Raw genomic sequence first — 20,080 nt, forward strand, 5'->3', positions numbered from 1 at the left:
CGCCCCCCGCAGCACTCCCCCCCCCTCCCTGCGCCGGCGCGGCGGCTCGCTGACCCGTGCGGGTGGGGGCGGGCGGGGTCCGGGGCCCGGCCGAGCGGTAGGGCTTCCGAGCGTTCTTCGACGGGGACGCAACCTGATGACCGTCCGGTCCCGTCGAGCATGCGGAGGAGGGAGCCTCGATGGTGGAAGCCGAGGGTGAGTTCGTGGAGTACGTCTCCGCGCGACTGCCGAGCCTGCATCGGACCGCGTTCCTGATGTGCGGCGACGCCCATCTGGCCGACGACGTGGTGCAGCAGACGGTCACGGCGCTTTACGTGAACTGGCGCCGGGTCAGCCGGGCCGACAACGTCGACGCGTACGTACACCGGATGCTGGTGCACAAGCTCGTCGATGAGAAGCGGTTGAACTGGGCGAAGGTTCGCCTGCTGGGGTCGGTGCCGGAGCCGGAGCGCTCGCCGGTGACGCCGCACGACGACCTGGCCGAGCGGGACAACCTGCTCGCCGCGCTCGCCCGCCTCCCGCGCGGCCAGCGCACCGTGCTGGTCCTGCGGTTCCTGTGCGACCTGTCGTTGACCGACACGGCCGCCGCGATGGGCTGCTCGGAAGGCAACGTGAAGTCGCAGACGGCTCGGGCGTTGGCGGCCGTCCGCCAGGTGCTCGACGTGACCGAGATGTCAGTGAGGAGTCCGAGATGACAACGGTGGACGAGCAGCGGATCGCCGAGCTGCTGCGGGCGGCGCCGGTGCCGGAGCCTCGGGTCGACCTGAGCCGGGCGGTCCGCGACGGTCGGCGGCGCCGACGGCGTCGCCGAGTCGGCGGGATCGCCGCGCTGACGGTGCTGGCCGGGGTCGGTGTCGTGGGTGCCGTCCAGGTCGGTGCGACCACCGGTCCGCCGGCTCCGACCCCGCCCGCGCTCGCGGTGACGCCCGAGAACACCGGGTCGATCGCCCCGCACCCGCCGATCACCTGCCAGGCGTCGTGGTTGCCGCAGCCGGTCAAGGGTTCGGTCGCGGTGGCCAACAGCGTCGATCCCACCGGACGGCACATCGTCGGCGACATCGGCACCGGGCAGGAGGACGGACGGGTCGTGCTGTGGACCGACGGCCGTCCGGTCGTCCTGCCGGCGACCGCGCGGCACGCGGCCGCGGTCAACACCCGTGGCTATGTGGTGGGCACCAACGGAGACGGCACCGGCTGGCTGTACCGGGACGGGAAGCTGCGTTTCCTGGCCACGCCGCCCGGCTACGACGCGGTGCTCGTGCACGCCGTCAACGGTCGTGGCGACATCGTCGGCACCGCCCGCAGGTCCGACGACTCGCACCAGGCTGTGCTGTGGTCGACGGACCACCCCCAGCAGCACCGGCTGGTCGGCCAGCGTGGGTCGTCCGCGACCGGGATCACCGAGGACGGCACTATCGTCGGCACCGTCAACGATCGGCCCTACCGGTGGACGCCGCAGGGCGTCGGGGCGACGTTGGCGGTGCCCGACGGGTATCCGCGTGCGTCGGTCGAGTCGGCGCAGGGCGAATGGGCGATCGGCATGGTTCCCGGCGACCAACGCAGCGGCGCCGTGCAGATGCTGCCGGTGCGGTGGAACCTCGCCACCGGGGCGGTGAGCCTGTTGCCCTTCCCGGGGGCGAGCGGCATCGCCGGCAGTGGTGACGTGCTGGTCGCCGACGGTGCGCCGCTGGTCGTGGCGCCGGACGGCACCTCCCGCCGGTTGCCGGGTCGACCGGAGGTCCGGGCGACCGAGGCGGGCACGTACACGGCCGAGGGGATCAGCGGCGACGGCCTGACGGTGGTCGGGGCCGTCTACGAGAACGAGGCGTATCGGCCGCTGGTGTGGCGGTGCACACGCTGAGGGTTGATCGGCTCAGCCTGGGGGGCGTGCCGTCCGGACCGTTTCAACCGACCGGTTCCGTGGGTACGCTCCCACCGGCTGATCACCCGATCGACGGAGACTTCCCGTGATTATGGCTCTGCTGCTCGACCTCGCCAACATCGTCGGTGGCTTCCTGCTCGCCGTGGCGGTGCTGCGGCTGCCGCCGCGGGTCGGCGACGACCTGGGCCGCCTCGCCGGTCGGGCCGCCCCGATCGCGTGGGTGGTCGGCCTCGTGGCGTTGGTGACCGGCGGTTACTACCTGATCGTCCACCTGGTGTCCGGGCCCCGGGTGTTCCACTTCGAGGTGGTGGGGATCGGTGTGGGGCTCGCCCTGCTGTGGGGCCGGTTGACCGGGCGGTCGACGCCGCGCGACGAGCGGTCGGACGGTGCTACCGGTGTCCGGCTGTTGCTCGTGATCTTCGGCCTCATCGCGATCGTCGTCGGCGTACAGGGGCTGTTCACCCCGGACGGCTGACAGCGGGTCACCGGGTCACGTGGTGGACGGTCGCGGCGCCCAGCTGCCCGCGGCGCTGGCGATGAGGAGTATCACCGCTGGTAGGAACGCGACACCGATGCCCAGCCCGAGCAGCAGACCCCATCCGGTGAGCACGAGCGCGGCCACCAGGTCGGCGACGATGGTCAGCCGCCCGGTCTGCTGCGCGAGGACGGGCAGCAACGCCGCGACAACGGGGACGCCGAGCAGATAGCCGGCCGCCGCGCCCGAGTCGTCCACGGTGAAGGGCACCAGCACGGCGGCCACCAGCACAGTGATCGCCAGGGCCGACCATCTGAGCACCGAGCGGGTGTTGGCCGGCTTACGGATGAGGATCACGAGACCGACGAGCAGGACACCCACGAGTGCGCCGACGGTCGCCAGACCAGTCATAAATGCCCTCCTCGACCGCAGCGGGTGGCGTTTAATCGAAGACGGCGGATCGTCGCCCCCGCGTCTCACGATACGGCTGGTCGGCCAGCCGCACGAGATTCAGCGTCGAGCAAGGAGGTCCCGGCGTGCCTCTCCTGCGAATCCACCTCGGCACCGACCGGGGCACCGCCCGTCGGGTGGTGCAACTGCATCAGCAGGGCAAAACCCATCACGAGTCGCGGGAGGCGGCCCGGGAACAGGTGTGGCGTCAGGGCCGCACCCCGTGCGGTGATCCGGTCTTCGTCGGCGTCACCAACGGCCGCCGCGATGTGCAGCTGCTCTACGACGTCGAGGTCTACTCCGAGGCGACCGGTTGAGCAGAGGTCAGCCGGCGTCCAGCACCTCCCGCAGACGCTCGGCGAACTCCTCCGGCTTGCCCGCGTAGCCGAACTCGCCGCCGAGGAACCCGCCGTGGTGGCTCGGGAACACCACGGCCTCCTGGCCGAGCAGCGCCGCGAGGCCCAGGGCGGTGCGAGCGGTGTACGTTCCGGCCGACTCCTCACCGACGGCGACCACGATCCGGGTGGGCGCGGCGGTGAGCACAGTCGCGTCGGGACGGTAGTCGGTGATCGCCCACGAGTTCTGCGACAGCAGCGGATCGTCGCGGCGGCCGTCGTCGTCGTCGGTCATCCCGAACGTCGCCGGGTCGGGAGCGGGCTGGGCGAAGTAGGCGTCGGTGAACTCGCCCTGCCAGGACGTCATGGCGATGAACGCGGCCATTCCCGCACCCGGGCCCTTCGCCTGGTACGCCTCGTAGAAGTCGGCGCGGGCGCGCTCGGCGGCCGTGGCGTCGGGGAGCACGGCGTTGATCGGCGGTTCGTGCGCCACCAGGGTGGCGATGTCGTCGGGGTGGGTGGCGACCAGTTCGAGTGCGGTCACCGCGCCGCCGCTGCTGGCGAACACGTCGACCGGACCGACCTCGAGTGCCTGAAGGAGCGCGTGCAGGTCGGCGGCCTGCTGCTGCGGCGTGTGGTCGGAGCGACCGTCAGTGCGGACGCTGCGGCCCAGACCACGCGGATCGTAGGTGAGGACGGTGCGGTCCGTGAAGTGCGGGGCGAGCGCGGTGAAGCCCTCGGCCGCCATCGGTTGGCCGATCAGGAGCAGCGCACGATGGGCGCCGGTGGGAGGTAGCGGGCCGCGGACGTCGTAGACCAGGTCGACGCCGGGAATGGCCAGGGTGTGCGTCTGGATGTCCTGCATTTGATGAGACTACGGACGGCTGACCTGTGTCGGGGTGCCTTGCGGGCGGCGAGCCGTCGGGTTCTTCGGGACGGCGCTCGCGCGTCGGGTGCTACCGATCGGTGGCGCGGCGAATGGCCGCGGCCATCCGCGACGAGTCGTGGCCCGGCTCGACTCCGTCGACGAGAATCACCTCGCCGGTGAGGTGCCTCGTCCGCAGGGGCTTGATCTCCTGATAGGCGCTGGACCGGTACCAGGAGCGGGCCTGGCTCAGGTCGGGAAACTCGATGACGACCACGTCGCCGGGCCAGTCGCCCTCCAGGACGTCGACGGTGCCGCCGTGGACGATGAACCGGCCCGCGAAAGGCGCGAGGGTGGCGTCGATGCGCTCCAGGTAGGTCAGCACCTCGGCGTGGACGGGTGCCTTCCGGAGGTGTGCGAGCGCGTACGCGGTCATGGATGTCCGTCCTCCGCGTTGTGTTTTCTGAGGTGGGAGTCGATTCTTCCGGTGTCGTGGTGGGCTGTCGATTACCTCGCAGGTAATGGCTCGGCCGTCGGTGCGGAATTACTGTCGGTGCGTGACGATCTCGACCCGGCACGGGCGACCAGTGGGGGAGCTGCTGCGCGACTGGCGCCGGACTCGCGGAATGAGCCAGCTCGACCTGTCGATCGAGGCGGGAGTGTCGGCCCGGCACCTGAGCTTCGTCGAGACCGGGCGGTCCCGGCCGAGCCCCGACCTCATCCTGCGGCTGGCCGAACACCTGGAGATGCCGCTGGCCGAGCGCAACACGATGCTGCTCGCCGGCGGTTACGCGCCCGCCTTCCCGCGCCACGAACTGGGCGACCCCGAGCTGACACCGGTTCGCGCCGCCGTACGGCGGATCCTCGATGGTCACAGCCCGTACCCCGCGCTGCTCGTCGACCAGCACTGGCACCTCGTCGACGCCAACCCCGCCGTCGCCCTGTTCACCATGGACGCGCAGCCCCACCTGCTCACTCCACCGATCAACGTGCTGCGCCTCAGCCTGCACCCCGACGGTCTGGCACCGCGCATCGTCAACCTGCCCGAGTGGCGCGCCCACCTGCTGAAACGGCTGCACCAGCAGGCGACGACAACCAACGACCCGATCCTGTACGACCTGTACGAGGAGCTTCGCGGCTACCCCGGTGGCGACGTCGAGACGACACCGCCAGGCGATGCCCTCTCACGTGTTCTCGTCCCGCTGCGCTACCGGCACCGTGACCAGGAGTTGTCCTTCGTCAGCACCACGACCCTCTTCGGTACGCCGCGGGAGGTCACAGTCGCCGGGTTGGCCGTCGAGGCGTTCTTTCCCGCTGACTCGGCGACCACGCAGACCCTCCGGGCCCGTGCCGATCATGACTCGGCTGCCCGTCCCCCTGGGGGAGCGGGCGGCGGCTGACGGAGCGTGTCGTCGATGATGCCGGGCATCCGCCGGGCCACTCCGGCGAGGAGATCCGCTACCTGCACGCGCGGATCGTCGCGGGAGTCGACCATCACCAGCCCTGCCAGGGGCGACACTCCGTTCGGTAACGCCCCGGCCCGGTCGGCGCCGGCCGCCGACGCGTAGCCGTCGGCCAACACCCGCTGGAGGCGGGTAAGGCGGTCGGCCGTCAGGGCGCTCTGCTCGTCGTGGGTCACCAGCACCTGCCGCTGGCCGCGGCTCCAGGACAGGACCGTCTCCGCCAGCGCCGGAAGCAGCGGTTCCAGTGGGGGAGGGACCGTGCGGTCGTCGACGTCGAGCCTGGCCACCACGGCCCGAACGTGGCTCGGGTCGAGCCCGTCGAGGACGGCGTCGGCCACCGTGCCGAGGCCGTGTCGCCGCAGCGCGTCCCGGGCCTGGAAGAACCGCTGCACGGTCTGATCGACCGGAAGTCGCCGCTTCATCCGGACCAGATCGACGAACGCCGACAGGAAGGTGCCCCAGTCGCCTCCGGTCGCGCGTCCGGCCTCGTGCAGGGCGAGAGCCGCCGGATGGTGCTCGCGAGCCAGGTGGGTGCCCGCCGCGTACGACGGCTCGGTCAGCAGGAAGTCCACGATCCGGGTGACGAGGAAGAACTCCTTGTCGATGAGGTGGACGTGCGCGCGGCCGGCCAGCGCCGCCAGAAACCACTCCAGTGCCTCCTGCGCACCCGAACCGCGCAGGAACCGGCCGGACTTGAGTTCGTGCGGCGAGAACCGGAACCCGGACCGCAGGGCGGTGATGAGCCCGACCGCCTCGTCGACGGTCAGGTCGACGCTCGCGTGCGTGATCACCGGGGCGGTCGAGTGCAGCAGGTTCGTACCCGAGAATCCCGACTCGTCGCAGGCGATCTCCACGACGGCCCCGACCACCACGGCGCTGCCGGGCGGTAGCCCACCTTGAAGAGGCGATCTCACCCCCGAGCTCCCGCCATGTCGCCCATGGTCACCCGTGCGCCGGCAGAGGACAACCCGATTGCGTACGGGAGCTGGCTCGACTGCCCGCCTGCGTACATCCGATGTATGTCCATCGAGGTGAGTGCTCGTCGGCGTGATTCTGGCGGATCGCTGCGCGGTGCCGAGTCTGCGCGACGCTGCCCATCTGCCCTTGCGTCTTGCTGACCGGCCAGATGGTCACCGTATCCATCGATCGATCGACCGTTGCCTATTCTGTGCCCCCGGAGTAACCTTCCCGAAACACATCAGATGTCTGGCGCGCCAAGGCCCGGCGTCGGCCTGCTCAGGCAGGGTCCCGGTTGGCCCCACCAAGCGGATCCCCATGTCGAGTCCCATAGTTGTCACGCTTCGGGGTGGCCGGACTGGCCACCGTTTGGAGGATCGATGTCAGACCTGACCCGACGGCAGGCCCTCAAGGTCGGCGCAGCCGGCGCGGGTGGTGCTCTCCTGCCGGTGCCCTGGACCGCGGTGGCCAAGGCCGACGCGGCGGCCCCGCCGCAGGTGTTGGCCGCCGGGGACATGGCGCTCTGGTACGACGAGGGCGCCGGCACCGACTGGCTGCGGGCGCTGCCGATCGGCAACGGCCGGCTCGGCGCGATGGTCTTCGGCAACGTCGACACCGAGCGGCTCCAGCTCAACGAGGACACCGTCTGGGCCGGTGGGCCGCACGACCCCAGCAACACCCGAGGCGCGGCGGCGCTGCCGGAGATCCGGCGGCTGGTCAACGCGAACCAGTGGACCCAGGCCCAGGATCTGATCAACCAGACCATGATGGGCAACCCCGGTGGTCAGCTCGCCTACCAGACCGTCGGCAACCTGCGGCTCGCGTTCGGTTCCGCCAGCGGAGCGTCACAGTACGACCGGACGCTCGACCTCACCACCGCCACCGTGACGACGTCGTACGTGCTCAACGGCGTTCGCCACCAACGGGAGGTGTTCGCGAGCGCGCCGGATCAGGTCATCGCCATGCGACTGACCGCCGACCGGACCGGCTCGATCAGCTTCACCGCCACCTTCGACAGCCCGCAGCGGACGTCGGTGTCCAGCCCCGACGGCACCACCATCGGCCTCGACGGCGTATCCGGAAACATGGAGGGCGTCACCGGCCAGGTCCGTTTCCTCGCCCTCGCCAACGCGACGATCAGCGGCGGCAGTGTGTCCAGTTCCGGCGGCACCCTGCGGGTGACGAACGCCAACAGCGTGGTCCTGCTGATCTCCATCGGGTCCAGCTACGTCAACTACCGCAACGTCGGCGGCGACTACCAGGGCATCGCCCGGCAGCGGCTCACCAGCGCGCGGGCCAGCAGCTACGACCAGTTGCGCAGCCGGCACGTGGCCGACTACCAGGCGCTGTTCAACCGGGTCAGCCTGGATCTGGGCCGCACGTCGGCAGCCGACCAGACAACGGACGTCCGGATCGCCCAGCACAACAGCGTCAACGACCCGCAGTTCTCGGTGCTGCTGTTCCAGTTCGGCAGGTACCTGCTGATCTCGTCCTCGCGGCCCGGCACCCAACCGGCGAACCTCCAGGGCATCTGGAACGACTCGCTGACCCCATCCTGGGACTCGAAGTACACGATCAACGCCAACCTGCCGATGAACTACTGGCCGGCCAACACCACGAACCTGGCCGAGTGCCACAACCCGGTCTTCGACATGGTCAGAGATCTTGCCGTCGCCGGAGCACGGACCGCCCAGGTGCAGTACGGGGCCGGCGGCTGGGTCACCCACCACAACACGGACGCGTGGCGGGCCACCGCGGTGGTGGACGGCGCGTTCTGGGGCATGTGGCAGACCGGCGGCGCCTGGCTGTCCACGTTGATCTGGGACCACTACCTGTTCAACGGCGACATCGAGTTCCTGCGGACGAACTACCCGGCCATGAAGGGCGCCGCGCAGTTCTTCCTCAACACCCTGGTGACCGAGCCGACCCTCGGTTACCTGGTGACGAACCCGTCGAACTCACCGGAGCTGAGTCACCACTCGAACGCCAGCGTCTGCGCGGGCCCCACCATGGACAACCAGATCCTGCGGGACCTGTTCGACGGCGTCGCCCGGGCGAGCGAGATCCTCGACGTGGACAGCACCTTCCGGGCCCAGGTGCGTGCCACCCGGGACCGGCTTCCCCCGATGAAGGTCGGCTCGCGCGGCAACATCATGGAGTGGCTGTACGACTGGGTGGAGACCGAGCCCAACCACCGGCACATCTCGCACCTGTACGGGCTGGCCCCCAGCAACCAGATCACCAAGCGCGGCACGCCACAGCTGTTCGAGGCCGCCCGGCGGACCCTGGCGCTGCGCGGCGACGACGGCACTGGCTGGTCGCTGGCCTGGAAAATCAACTTCTGGGCGCGGATGGAGGAGGGCAAGCGGGCCCACGACCTGATCCGCTACCTCGCCACCACCGCGCGACTCGCGCCCAACATGTTCGACCTGCACCCGCCGTTCCAGATCGACGGCAACTTCGGCGCCACAGCCGGCATCGCCGAGATGCTGTTGCAGAGCCACACCGGCGAGCTGCACGTCCTGCCCGCGCTGCCGCCGGCCTGGCCGAGCGGGCGGGTGACCGGTCTACGCGGTCGGGGCGGGCACACGGTCGGCATCACCTGGGCGAGCGGCCTGGCCACCGAGATCCTCGTCCGACCGGACCGGGCCGGCACCGTCCGCCTGCGCTCCCGGATCCTGACCGGCACCGTCACCGTGGTCGACACCGCCGACGGTACGGCGGCCCGGACCACCCGGATCGAGTCCGACCTGATCGAGGTCACCGTGCAGGCCGGGCGCACCTACCGGGTCACCAGTTCCGGGGCCGCCACTCCGACGCTGGAGCAGAGCTTCAGCAACGTCGGCATCACCAGCGACAGCAACACCAACGTCGGGAACTTCGACGGCGGTGGGGCCTCGCTCTCCGCGCAGGCCCTCGCGCAGGCTGGTGCGAGCCCGGGGGGCACGGTGAGCCGCAACGGAGTCAACTTCCGCTGGCCCAACGTCAGCTCCGGGGCCGCCGACAACGCCATCGCCTCGGGCCAGACCATCAGCGTGACCGGCACCGGCAGCACGCTCGGCTTCCTGCTGACCGGCACCTACGGAGCGGTGTCGGGGACCGGCACCGTGGTCTACGCCGACGGCACCCGCCAGACGTTCACGTTGAGCTCGCCGGACTGGTACGGCGGGCCGCACTCCGGGGGCACCGCGGCCATCGTGTCCGCGTACCAGAACCGGCCCAACAACGGCCGTCAGAACACCGCCGCCTGCGTCTACTACGTCGGTGTGGCGTTGCAGAGCAAGGCGGTGGCCTCGGTCGTGTTGCCGAACATCAGCGCCCGTCCCGCGACGAACGTGCCGACCATGCACATCTTCGCCATCGCGATCGGGGGCTGACGGCAACGAATCCTGCTCGGGGGAGCACGACCGGGCCCGTCCCACCTGGGGACGGGCCCGGTCGCCGTCGGCGGTCGGCGGTCGGCGCTGCGCCCGGCGCGGGAGCACGACGACGTCGACAGATGGGTGCGCGTCGATGGTGTTCGGTGTGGCCGTGCCTCGGCAACGAGTTGTCGTTTCTTGTCGCGGCCCGTGCGGCCCATCCCCCGACACGTTCCGCGAGAGCCGACCCCGACCTGGTGGAACATGGCTGCGGGAACGTCGGCGCTGTCCGGGAATTGTCGTAGCCGGTACTTAGGCTGCCGCGGTGAGTATGAACGGCAACTGGCTGCGCGTTTCGCCCGACGAACTGGAGCGGGCGAGGACAGACCTCGGCTGGGCCTATGACCTCGCGATGACGCAACGGAACGACAACTCTGAACGCTGGGTCGGCATCGACAAGGCCTGGGACGGGTTCGAGTTCCTCCTCGATCGGCTGGGCTTCGAGATTCCGCTGGTCTCGGGCGCGGAGCGGTTCGTGGAGCTGCCCGACGTCGAGCCCGACAGCGAGGAGATGTTCGACTTCCTGGAGAACCTCGAAGACGACTGGGGCTACGGGCCGCCCTCCTATCTGACACCGGTCGACGTCGCGACGGCGGCCGCGCGCCTGGCCGAGCTCACCCAGGACGACCTCATCCGGGGCGTCGACCCACAGGAGTTGGTCCGGGTCGACATCTACCCCGGAACCTGGGACCGACCCGGACAACTTGGGTGGGTGGCCCATTACCTGCCCGACGTCCAACGCTTCTTCGGTGCGGCCGCCAGGGATGGCGCCGCGGTGATCTGCTGGCTCGACTGAGCGGCGGTTCAGCCATCGGAGCGCCGGGCGAGGTGTCCCGACAGAATCGGGTTCATCGGGTTCATCGTGTGCACGGGTGTGCCCGTCAACCGGTGCAGTTCCCGGCTCTGGTCGGACAACCGCAACTCGCGGGCCGCCTCCGACGATCACCCGACGCTCCGGCCCCATCCGCCCATGGTCGAGCGGTGTTCGGCGGACCGGCAAGCGGTTGCGCGCAGTTGTCGTCACGCCGGCACGCAGCCGACCCGTTCGCGGGAAAGATCGGGCGTCACCGACGCGAGTGGTGACAGGATTGGCGGCATGCCTGCTCGCGCACTGAGCTTTGGATCGGTGGCCAGACAATACGAACAGTACCGACCGGGGTACCCCGCCGAACTTGTCGACCTGGTGCTGACGTACGCGGGCCGGCCCGTTCGAACGGCCCTGGAGATCGGCGCTGGCACGGGCAAGGCGACCCGGCTGTTCGCCGCCGCGGGCGTCACTGTCACCGCGACCGAGCCGGACCGGGCCATGCTCGCCGAGCTGCGCAAGCACGTGCCAGCGGGCGTTCACACCGTGCGGGCCGCGTTCGAGGACCTGCGGCCCGGCGCGACGTACCACCTGGTCTACGCGGCGGCGGCCCTGCACTGGACGACACCGCAGGGGCGGTGGTCGCGGATGGCCGCGCTGCTGGAACCCGGCGGCGTGTTCGCCTCGTTCGGTGGACCCACCCAGCTGGTCGACCCGGCGGTGGCGGACGCTGTCCGCGCCGCCCGGGCACCCTTCCTGGAGAGCGACGAGATTCCCTCGCCCGACGGCACGCCCCCGGAGCAGGCCATGCAGTGGCCGGGCACCGAGCTCCAACGGTCCGAGTGGTTCACCGATGTGCAGCAGACCGTGATCGCGCGTCGGCTGACGATGAGTGTGCGCGACTACGTCGGGCACCTGTCGACGATCTCGGCGTACCTCGAGCTGTCGACCTCCACGCAGGAGCAGGTCTTCGCCCAGATCGAACAGGTTCTGCCCGAGACCGTCGAGCTCCGCGCCGACCTCATCGTCCATCTCGCCCGTCGGCGCCCCGATCAGTAGCGCCGACGGCGCTCAGACCAGGAACTCCTCCCGCATCCGCGCGCCCAGGTTGATCCCGCCGACCGCCCGAGGACCGGCCGGATCGTGCACGGCGACGGTGTTGTTGCGACGCATCAGCTCCCGGACCGCGGGTGGCAGTCGCGGCGGGTCGTCCATGGCCGCGAGGACCTGCCCGGCGCTGACGATCAGCCGATCGGCCAAAGTGGCGGCGTCGGTGTCCACCCGCACCCGGCCGTACTCCCAGCCGGAGGTGGTCAGGTCGAGCACCTCGAACACGCGGGTCACCACCGGGTTCGGGTCGGTCACCCGGTCGAGCCGGGGCGCCCGGCTGCCGACCACGGTGACCGCGGCGGCCACCTGCGCGTACGGGTGGAAGCCACACGGCAACGCGAACAGCGGCCAGCGCAGGGCCGGGCCCGCCTCCTTCCACAGCGGCCGGTAGTTACGGCGGTGCACCAGCAGCCGTCGGCCCGTCCGCCGGTGGATCTCCTGCGCCTGGGCCTGAAGGTCCACGTGGGCCTCGTCGGCGACCTGACTCACGATCCGGGTCGCCACCACCAGGCCGTCGTCACTGTCGAGCGAACCGGTGAGCGCGTCGACCTGCTCGTTGAACCGGACCCGCGCGTGGGGGCCGTACCGGGACTGGACGTCGTGCAGCAGCGCCTGCTGGCGTCCCGGGTCGAGCTGGACTCGCCTACCGCCCAGCAATCGACGGAGCCAACGCATGTCGCCTCGATTCAGCAGAGCCGTCGCGGACGGCGGCAATGCTAGTGCGTCGACCCTCCCTCATGTTCCGAAGGGGGGTTGATCGACTCGGCTCTCGAAGACGGCGATCACCGCCGACGCGGCGTGATCAGCCCCGACTCGTACGCCCACACGACCAACTGGGCCCGGTCGCGGCAGTGCAGCTTCGTCATCGCCCGGTTGACGTGTGTCTTGGCGGTCAGCGGACTGATCACCATGCGCGCGGCGATCTCGTCGTTGGTCAGCCCACGGGCGACCAGTTCGACGATCTCCTGCTCCCGGGCAGTCAGCACGTCGCGTCCGGCGGTCGGCACGGCCGGCGGCGGTCCGGCCACGAACTCACTGATCAGTGTGCGGGTGACCGTCGGTGCGAGCAGCGCGTCACCGCGCGCCACGACGGTGACGGCGTGCAGCAGGTCGGCGGGGTCGGCGTCCTTGAGGAGGAAGCCGCTGGCGCCCGCGCGGAGCGCGGCGAACACATAGGAGTCGAGCCCGTAGTTGGTGAGGATGAGAACGCGGATCGCGGCCAGGTCGGGATCGGCGGCGATGCGCCGGGTGGCCTCGATGCCGTCGAGGCCCGGCATCTGCACGTCCATCAGGACGACGTCCGGGCGCAGACTCCGGGACAGGTGGACGGCCGAGGCGCCGTCGGTTGCCTCGCCGACGACCTCCAGGTGGTCCTCGGCGTCGAGCAGTGCCCGGAAGCCGGCTCGCATCAGCGCCTGGTCGTCGGCGAGCAGCACCCGGATCATTCCGACTCCCGCAGCGGGAAGGTGGCCCGTACGGTGAACCCGTGGTCGTCGTGCGCGGCGGTCCGCAGTGTGCCGCCCAGGGCGCTGACCCGCTCCCGCATGCCGCGCAGGCCCACGCCCGGGGTCAGCGGCTCGGTCGGCGACGCCCGACCGTCGTCGCTGACCGCGACGGTCAGCCCCGCCGGGGCGTACTCCACCTGAATGTGCGCGGTCGCGGGCCCGGCGTGGCGGGCCACGTTGGTGAGCGCCTCCTGGATGACCCGGTACCCGGCCTGGTCGACCTCGTCGGGCAGGTCGCCGCGCTGGCCGGTGACGGTCACCTGCACCGGTACGCCGACCGCCCGGGTCCGCTCGGCCAGCTCGTCCACCCGGGCCAGCCCGACCCGATCGCCGTCGGTCGGTGCGCGGAGGACGTCGAGGGTCGTGCGGAGTTCCCGCATCGCGGCACCGCTGGCCTCCTGGATCGCCAGCAGCGTGGCCGACGGCTCCTCGCCGTGTTTGCGGGCCAGGTGCACGGCGATCCCCGCCTGCACCTTGATCACGGAGATGCTGTGGGTCAGGGAGTCGTGCAGGTCGCGGGCGATGCGCAGGCGCTCCTCCCCGGCGCGGCGCAACGCCATCTCCTCGCGGGTGCGTTCGGCCTCGACGGCCCGCTGCTCGACCTGCTCCAGGTACGCCCGGCGCTGACGCGCGACGAGGCCGGCGACGTTGGCCGCCACGAACCAGCCGAGCAGCAGGGCCGTCCGTTCGGCGACCAGTTGGCCTGGTCGGCCGGCCGGCGCCATCGAGATGTCGCTGGCCAGGAAGCTACCGAGGAAGACGAGGCTAGCCACGGCGGCGGCCAACCGGTGTCCCTGCCAGGCGCTGACGTAGACCGCGCAGAGGACGGGGAACGCGGCGGACACCCCGGGATGCACCCGGACGTGAACGGCCAGCATGGCGACGGTGACCACGCCCAGCGCCACCACCGGGTATCGCCGGCACGCCGCCAGGGCCACCACGGTGGCGAGGACCAGGGCGACGTCGAGCACCTCGACCGGCGCGGCGTCCGGGGTGAGCACGGCGTTGCCGAGCAGGAGGACGCCGAGGGCGAGACCGCCGAGGGCGTACGGGAGGTCGCGGCGCATGGTCGCACTGTAGAACGGCCGTCGTCGGTGGAGCATCCCGCGCGCGTGGTAGCTGCGGCGTACCACGGACGCGGTATGAGCGGCGCGGCAAGTGTCTGCGACGGCACGACGCTTTCCCGGCCCGCCGGAACAAGCATCGAGCCCATGACATACCGCTTCTTCGCCCCCACACCGACGAGGGCGGCCACCGGCCGCACCGCAGCCGTCTACCAACAGTTGCGCGACGACTTCCTCGGGCCGTTGCCGACCTTCCAGGCGCTCTCGGCCGTGCCGGAGGTGCTGGCCGCGACCTGGGCTCTGATGCGGGAGGCGCTGCTCGCCGGGGACGCGCCCCGGGTCGACCGCGAACTCGTCGCGGCTTCGGTCTCCCGGGCCAACCGGTGTCAGTTCTGCGTCGACGCCCACGTGCTGTTGCTGCACGCGCTGGGCGCACCGAAGCTGGCGGAGACCGTCGCCCGGGGCGAGACGCCCGCCGAGCCGAGGTACACCGCGCTCGTCGGCTGGGCGCAGGCGAGCCGCAACCCCAGATCCGCCGACTGGACCAGCACCCACGGCCCGGAGATCACCGGCACCCTGCTCGCCTTCCACTTCATCAACCGGGTGGTCTCCGCGTTGCTCGACCCCGATCTGCTCCCCGGCGGCCTGCAACGTTCCCCGCTGGTGCGCTCGGTCGGGGGCCGGCTCTACGCCAGGGCGGCCCGGGAGTCGAAGGAGCCCGGCCTGAGCCTTTCGCTGCTCGACGTCGACCCGACGGCATCACCTCCCGCCTGGGCGGGGGACAGCCCGGTGGGTGTCGCCTACGCGTCGCTGCGGAACGCCGCCACCCGGGGTGGCGACCTGCTGGGCGCGGTGGCGCGCCAGACCGTCACGGCCACGGTGCGCTGGGAGGACGGGCAGTTCCCGGCGCGGCCCGCGGACTGGGCCGTCGACCTGGTCCGGGACGTGCCGGGCGCGGACCGCGTCGGGACGCGGATCGCGTTGCTGGCGGCGTTCGCGCCCGGCGCGATCAGCCCGGGTGACGTCGCTCTCTGGCGGCTCTCCCACCCCGCCGACGCCGACCTCGTGCGGTTGGTCGCGTACGGGGCGATCACGGCCACCGATCACGTCGCCCAGGCCCTCGCCTCGGCGCACCTCTAGGAGGCAACCCATGCGCAAGGCTCTCGTCATCATCAGCGCACTGCTGCTCGTCGCGTTCGCCGTGCAGTTCGTCCTCGCCGCCGTGGGTGGGTTCACCAGACCCGCCGGCGACGACGCGTACGCGCTGCACAGCGTCAACGGCATGGCGGTGATCCCGCTTCTCACGCTGCTCACCGCCCTGTTCGCCGCGCTGGCGAAGGCACCCGGAAAGATCATCGGACTGGCGGTCCTCCCGATCGGCCTCGTCGCCCTCCAGCCACTCATCGCCATGTTGGCGGAGGCGTCCACCGACGCGTCGGGTGTCAGCACCCCGCTCGGCCTGACCATCGGTGGGTTGCACGCGCTCAACGGGATCATCGCGGTGCACGTCGTGGTCGGCGTCCATCGGGCGGCGCGACAGCTCGCCGTCCCGGTCCCCGCCGGCACGGCTCGGCTGGTCACCCGGGAAGGAGAACCGGCGTGACCACCGGGTCGCTGCTCGTGGCCGACCTCGTGATCGCGGTCCTCGCGGTCGCCGCCTGGCTGGGGGCTGGCGCCGCGTCCGCCGCCCGTCGTCGCCCGCTCGCACTGGGACTAGCGGCCGTCGCGCTGCTCGCCACGCTCGCCCGCGCGCTCACGATCACCGCCCTCGCCCGGGCCGGCTGGTGGTTCGCGGCGGAGAAGGTCCTCATCGCGGCCCCGCTGTCGCTCGCGGCGGTGGGCGTCGCCGGTCCGCGGTTGCTGCGGGCCCCGGGCGACATCCGGGCCGTCGCGGTCCCGCTCCTCTTCGCCGGGTACGCCACGAGCAGCGCCCTGCTCGTGACGGTCCTGCACGGCTATCCGGCGTCGGCCGGGGCGGGGCTGCTGGCGGTCGCCGGGGTAGTGGCGGCCACGGTGATCTCGGCGCGTGCGCTCGGTGCGCGCCCGTCCCGGACGGTGTCCCGGACGGCCCTCGTGGTGGCGGTCGCGGCCCTGCTGACCGGAACCGGGCTGACCGTCACCCCGGGCGCCGCGCCCGCCGTACCGCATGAACATGCCTCTCCGGCGGCCCGCATCGCCGACGAACCCACCCGGCGGTTCACACTGACCGCCGCAACCGCCACCGTGGACGCGGCCGGACGGAACGTCGCGGCGTGGGCCTTCAACGGGCAGGTCCCCGGACCGGAGTTGACCGCCACCGTCGGCGACGTCCTGGAGGTGACGCTGCGCAACCGGAACATCGAGCGCGGCGTCACAGTGCACTGGCACGGGTACGACGTGCCCAACGATCAGGACGGGGTACCCGGTGTGACCCAGGCGGCGGTGCGGCCCGGGCAGGAGTTCGTCTACCGGTTCCGCGCCGACCAGGCCGGAACGTACTGGTACCACACGCACTCGGCCTCCGATGTCGGCGTGCGGATGGGTCTCTACGGGGTGCTGGTGGTGCGACCGGGCCCGGTGACCGGCCTCGACGTCACAGTGCCGGTGCACACCCTGGCGGGCCGTCCGTTGCCCGCGGCGAAAGTGGAGAAGGTCGAGGCCGGCGTGCCGGTGCGGTTGCGGCTGATCAACACCGACAGCACGACGCACCGGTACGCCCTGGCCGGGACCGCGTTCCGGGTGGCCGCGGTCGACGGCGTCGACCTGCGCGGCCCGACGCCGCTGGCGGACACCGCCGTGCTGATCCCGGCCGGGGGCCGCTACGACCTGGTCTTCGACGCGCCGGCGACCCCGGTGGCACTGGTCGTCGACGGACGGACCGTCTACTCGACCGGCCCGGTGTCGACGGCGACCGGCGCCTGGCCGGTGCTGGATCCACTCGGCTACGGCGCGACCGCCCCGGCGCAGTGGTCCCGGTTCGACAAGGCGTTCACCCTCGTCCTCGATCGCGGACTCGACCTGCGCGGACTGCTACCGCGGTACGCCCACACCGTCAACGGCGCGGCCGATCCGGACATCTCACCGCAGGTCGTACGCCTGGGTGACGTCGTACGGTTCACGATCGTCAGCCGGTCGCAGACCGTGCATCCGTGGCACCTGCACGGCCACCACGTCCTGGTGCTGGCCCGCGATGGTCGACCAGCGACCGGAAGCCCGCTGTGGCTGGACTCGTTCGACGTCCGTCCGGGCGAGGTGTGGGAGGTGGCGTTCCGGGCCGACAACCCGGGGATGTGGGCCAACCACTGCCACAACCTGGCGCACGCCGATGCCGGGATGACGCTGCATCTCACGTACTCGTGATCGCCGAGGCCTGTAGTTTTCTGTCATGACTGAGGACACCTTCCGTTCGGTGGCGATCGAGCGCACCAGCCTGGGCAACTACGTCGTGCGGAACTCCCGTGGTGGGTCGGTGTCGCTGGGCACTGGCGAGGACGGCAGTTTCACGCCGGTGGAGTTGCTGCTGACCGCCATCGGCGGTTGCGCCGCCGTGGACGTGGACCACATCACCAGTCGCCGTGCCGAGCCGACCGAGTTCGCCGTCGCCGTGACCGGTGACAAGATCCGGGACGAGGCCGGCGGAAACCGGATGCGCAACCTGCGGGTCGAGTTCACGGTGAGGTTCCCGGAGGGCGCGGAGGGCGACGCGGCCCGTGCGGCGCTGCCCCGGTCGTTGCAGCAGTCGCACGATCGGTTGTGCACGGTCTCCCGTACCGTCGAGCTCGGCACTCCGGTCGCGATCGCCGAGGGCCCGGGGCCATCGGAGACTGATCGGCGCTGAGCACTGCTACTCAGGCCCGTAGGGCTCGTTCGTGTGAGGGTGGCGGGATGCGTCGACTACTGGTGCCACTGCTGATCGTCCTCACCGTGGGGGTGGCGTGTGCCGACCCGAACGCCCAGCCGGGTCGCTCGGACCCGACGGTCGCGCTGCCGGTGCCCACCGAGTTGCTCGCCGACGGTAGCGTGCCCTGGGCCGACCTGAAGATCACCGACGAGGACTTCAACGGTCGCCCTGCCGCGCCGAGAACGCCGGCCACCGGCAGCGAACCGTGCCGGGCGGAGCAGCTGACCGGTCGGCTCACCACCTGGACGCGGCCCAGCAACGGCGGTGAGACGCCTCGGGGCTTCGACGCCGCCATCGGCAAGCTCATCGGCGAAGTGGACGTGCGGAACTCGTCGACTGTCGAGTGCACCCTGCAGGGCGAGGTGCCCACGACCATGCGCGCCGCCGGTCGCGAGATCCCGATGCTCTACACCCACGGCATCGACGAGGAGGGCCGCACCCGGGTGGTCGTCGTGCCGGCCGGCGGCAACGCCAGCCTGCGTCTGGACTGGTCCGGACCGTTCTGCCAGCCGGTGAAGGGGTCGTTGGAGCTCGCGATCGAGCTGCCGCACGACGGTGGCAGGCTGCGCGCACCGGTCACCGCCGACGAGCGTCCGGGCTGTCCACAGGGGGAGGGGGTCAACCCCCGCGCACGCGGGACGCTGTCCGCGAGCGGGTTCACCGAGCCGGTGGCGGTGTCGAAGCCCCCGTCCTCGCCGCTCGAGAAGCTCACCGTCGCTGTGCAGGGGCCGACGACCGCCGTCGCCGGGTCGCGGCTCACCTTCCGGGTGACGCTGGGCAACCCGACCGGCGGCCCCCTCGCGTTGGACCCTTGCCCGGCCTACCTGATGGAACGGTTCTCTCTCGGCGACGCGACGAACGACGCGGTGAATTCGGCCCAGCTCTACCGGCTGAACTGCCGCGCCCTACCGCAGATCCCCGCTGGCGGCACTGCCGTGTTCGAAATGGTCGCCGAGGTGCCCGCCTCGATGCGGGCCGGGCGCGAGCTGACCGTGACGTGGAAGCTCTATCTGCCGCACTACGTACAGCGGAGCAACCAGTTCGGTGTCGTGACCCTCACCGTCGTCTGAGGAAGGTCACCGCCCGGCCGGCAGCATCGGCAACCCCCATCGGCGAGAATGAAATATAGATGCTGTTGAGGGTATGGGAGCGCTCCCGTAGCATACCTGACGCGGCCTGTTAACGTTCACAACCGGTCACCACGCAATGACCACCACCAATGCATGGGCCGCCGTCCCGCGAGGAGGGTGCTACATGGTCAGATCCAGAGCCACCAATGTCGGTCTGGTTGCGGCCGGCGTCGGCTTACTGCTGTCGTCGACAGTTGTCGCGGCGCTGCCGGCCGGTGCTGCGGCTGAGGGTTGTTCGGTGAACTACGCCGTGTCGTCGCAGTGGCAGGGCGGCTTCGGCGCCAACGTGGCGATCACGAACCTGGGTGACCCGCTAAGCAGCTGGACGCTGACCTGGTCGTACGGTGCCGGGCAGACGGTGACGCAGGCCTGGAACACGTCGCTGACGCAGAGCGGGTCGGCGGTGACCGCGAAGAACGTGAGTTACAACGGTGCGATCCCGGCCAACGGCACTGTGTCGTTCGGGTTCAACGGGTCCTGGACGGGCAGCAACCCCGCCCCGACGAGCTTCGCCCTGAACGGTGTCACCTGCACCGGTGGCACGACGCCGACTACTCCGCCCCCGACGACTCCGCCCCCGACGACTCCGCCGCCGACCGACCCGCCGCCGACCACGCCGCCGCCCACCCAGACCTGTGACCTTCCGTCGACGTACCGGTGGTCGTCGACCGGCGCGCTGGCGCAGACGAGCTGCTGGCCGTTGTACGGGGCGACGGTGAAGTCCTTCAGCGACACCCACC

At 71.1% G+C, this 20,080-nt stretch carries 21 protein-coding genes; 14 read left to right on the top strand and 7 right to left on the bottom strand.

What is annotated here, in order from left to right; all coding sequences use genetic code 11:
* The first annotated feature begins 179 nt into the window (after positions 1-179).
* The 3 genes from AB0B48_RS21280 to AB0B48_RS21290 all read left to right on the top strand — a co-directional run bounded on the left by AB0B48_RS21280 (position 180) and on the right by AB0B48_RS21290 (position 2,357).
* Complete coding sequence (locus AB0B48_RS21280) at positions 180-695, top strand: SigE family RNA polymerase sigma factor (protein WP_357204076.1); 516 nt, start codon at positions 180-182, stop codon at positions 693-695.
* Complete coding sequence (locus AB0B48_RS21285) at positions 692-1,861, top strand: hypothetical protein (protein ID WP_357204078.1); 1,170 nt, start codon at positions 692-694, stop codon at positions 1,859-1,861. The genes AB0B48_RS21280 and AB0B48_RS21285 overlap by 4 nt, the downstream gene beginning before the upstream one ends.
* Positions 1,862-1,973: 112 nt before the next feature.
* Positions 1,974-2,357, top strand: coding sequence for a hypothetical protein (locus AB0B48_RS21290; protein WP_357204113.1), 384 nt, complete (start codon positions 1,974-1,976; stop codon positions 2,355-2,357).
* A gap of 15 nt (positions 2,358-2,372) precedes the next feature.
* Here the strand turns inward: AB0B48_RS21290 and AB0B48_RS21295 are convergent, their stop codons facing one another.
* Positions 2,373-2,768 (bottom strand): hypothetical protein, encoded by a 396-nt coding sequence (locus tag AB0B48_RS21295; protein WP_357204080.1) that lies wholly within the window; start codon positions 2,766-2,768, stop codon positions 2,373-2,375.
* A 125-nt stretch (positions 2,769-2,893) separates the two neighbouring features.
* Here AB0B48_RS21295 and AB0B48_RS21300 point away from each other — a divergent pair, with 125 nt between their 5' ends.
* The gene (locus tag AB0B48_RS21300) at positions 2,894-3,124 is read left to right on the top strand and encodes a hypothetical protein (RefSeq protein ID WP_357204082.1); all 231 of its coding nucleotides are present in this window, start codon (positions 2,894-2,896) and stop codon (positions 3,122-3,124) included.
* Positions 3,125-3,131: 7 nt separating this feature from the next.
* Here the strand turns inward: AB0B48_RS21300 and AB0B48_RS21305 are convergent, their stop codons facing one another.
* Together AB0B48_RS21305 and AB0B48_RS21310 are read right to left on the bottom strand one after the other, a co-directional pair.
* Positions 3,132-4,007, bottom strand: coding sequence for an alpha/beta hydrolase (locus tag AB0B48_RS21305; RefSeq protein WP_357204084.1), 876 nt, complete (start codon positions 4,005-4,007; stop codon positions 3,132-3,134).
* 91 nt (positions 4,008-4,098) lie between these two features.
* Entirely contained in the window at positions 4,099-4,443 is a 345-nt protein-coding gene (locus AB0B48_RS21310) for a DUF1330 domain-containing protein (protein ID WP_357204085.1), read from the bottom strand.
* Positions 4,444-4,564: 121 nt separating this feature from the next.
* On the opposite strand from AB0B48_RS21310, the gene AB0B48_RS21315 reads away from it, so the two are divergent.
* Complete coding sequence (locus tag AB0B48_RS21315; protein WP_357204087.1) at positions 4,565-5,407, top strand: helix-turn-helix transcriptional regulator; 843 nt, start codon at positions 4,565-4,567, stop codon at positions 5,405-5,407.
* Here the strand turns inward: AB0B48_RS21315 and AB0B48_RS21320 are convergent.
* Positions 5,362-6,384, bottom strand: coding sequence for a hypothetical protein (locus tag AB0B48_RS21320; RefSeq protein WP_357204089.1), 1,023 nt, complete (start codon positions 6,382-6,384; stop codon positions 5,362-5,364). The genes AB0B48_RS21315 and AB0B48_RS21320 overlap by 46 nt on opposite strands.
* 423 nt (positions 6,385-6,807) lie before the next feature.
* On the opposite strand from AB0B48_RS21320, the gene AB0B48_RS21325 reads away from it, so the two are divergent.
* From AB0B48_RS21325 to AB0B48_RS21335, 3 genes are all read left to right on the top strand, one after another.
* The gene (locus tag AB0B48_RS21325; RefSeq protein WP_357204091.1) at positions 6,808-9,804 is read left to right on the top strand and encodes a glycoside hydrolase family 95 protein; all 2,997 of its coding nucleotides are present in this window, start codon (positions 6,808-6,810) and stop codon (positions 9,802-9,804) included.
* Between the two features lie 313 nt (positions 9,805-10,117).
* A complete protein-coding gene (locus AB0B48_RS21330; protein WP_357204115.1) occupies positions 10,118-10,642 on the top strand; it encodes a YfbM family protein in 525 nt (174 codons plus the stop codon).
* Between the two features lie 330 nt (positions 10,643-10,972).
* Positions 10,973-11,710: a class I SAM-dependent methyltransferase gene (locus AB0B48_RS21335; RefSeq protein ID WP_357204093.1), complete on the top strand. Its 738-nt coding sequence runs from the start codon at positions 10,973-10,975 to the stop codon at positions 11,708-11,710.
* A 12-nt stretch (positions 11,711-11,722) separates the two neighbouring features.
* Here the strand turns inward: AB0B48_RS21335 and AB0B48_RS21340 are convergent, their stop codons facing one another.
* The 3 genes from AB0B48_RS21340 to AB0B48_RS21350 all read right to left on the bottom strand — a co-directional run bounded on the left by AB0B48_RS21340 (position 11,723) and on the right by AB0B48_RS21350 (position 14,333).
* Complete coding sequence (locus AB0B48_RS21340) at positions 11,723-12,436, bottom strand: hypothetical protein (RefSeq protein ID WP_357204095.1); 714 nt, start codon at positions 12,434-12,436, stop codon at positions 11,723-11,725.
* A gap of 107 nt (positions 12,437-12,543) precedes the next feature.
* Positions 12,544-13,206, bottom strand: a complete 663-nt coding sequence (locus AB0B48_RS21345) for a response regulator transcription factor (RefSeq protein WP_357204097.1) — start codon at positions 13,204-13,206, stop codon at positions 12,544-12,546.
* Positions 13,203-14,333, bottom strand: a complete 1,131-nt coding sequence (locus AB0B48_RS21350) for a sensor histidine kinase (protein WP_357204099.1) — start codon at positions 14,331-14,333, stop codon at positions 13,203-13,205. The genes AB0B48_RS21345 and AB0B48_RS21350 overlap by 4 nt, the downstream gene beginning before the upstream one ends.
* A gap of 144 nt (positions 14,334-14,477) precedes the next feature.
* On the opposite strand from AB0B48_RS21350, the gene AB0B48_RS21355 reads away from it, so the two are divergent.
* From AB0B48_RS21355 to AB0B48_RS21380, 6 genes are all read left to right on the top strand, one after another.
* The gene (locus tag AB0B48_RS21355; protein ID WP_357204101.1) at positions 14,478-15,470 is read left to right on the top strand and encodes a carboxymuconolactone decarboxylase family protein; all 993 of its coding nucleotides are present in this window, start codon (positions 14,478-14,480) and stop codon (positions 15,468-15,470) included.
* A 10-nt stretch (positions 15,471-15,480) separates the two neighbouring features.
* Complete coding sequence (locus AB0B48_RS21360; RefSeq protein ID WP_357204103.1) at positions 15,481-15,933, top strand: DUF6220 domain-containing protein; 453 nt, start codon at positions 15,481-15,483, stop codon at positions 15,931-15,933.
* Positions 15,930-17,669 (top strand): multicopper oxidase family protein, encoded by a 1,740-nt coding sequence (locus tag AB0B48_RS21365; protein ID WP_357204105.1) that lies wholly within the window; start codon positions 15,930-15,932, stop codon positions 17,667-17,669. The genes AB0B48_RS21360 and AB0B48_RS21365 overlap by 4 nt, the downstream gene beginning before the upstream one ends.
* Positions 17,670-17,694: 25 nt before the next feature.
* Positions 17,695-18,147 carry an OsmC family protein gene (locus AB0B48_RS21370; RefSeq protein WP_357204107.1) on the top strand — a complete coding sequence of 151 codons (453 nt, stop codon included), beginning with the start codon at positions 17,695-17,697 and terminating at the stop codon, positions 18,145-18,147.
* Positions 18,148-18,194: 47 nt separating this feature from the next.
* Positions 18,195-19,280 carry a hypothetical protein gene (locus AB0B48_RS21375; protein WP_357204109.1) on the top strand — a complete coding sequence of 362 codons (1,086 nt, stop codon included), beginning with the start codon at positions 18,195-18,197 and terminating at the stop codon, positions 19,278-19,280.
* A gap of 184 nt (positions 19,281-19,464) precedes the next feature.
* Positions 19,465-20,080: cellulose-binding domain-containing protein (locus AB0B48_RS21380; RefSeq protein ID WP_357204111.1), on the top strand; the 616-nt coding region annotated here is incomplete at its 3' end.

The organism is Micromonospora sp. NPDC049089, from assembly GCF_040648775.1.
In the GTDB taxonomy this organism is placed as follows: Bacteria; Actinomycetota; Actinomycetes; order Mycobacteriales; family Micromonosporaceae; genus Micromonospora.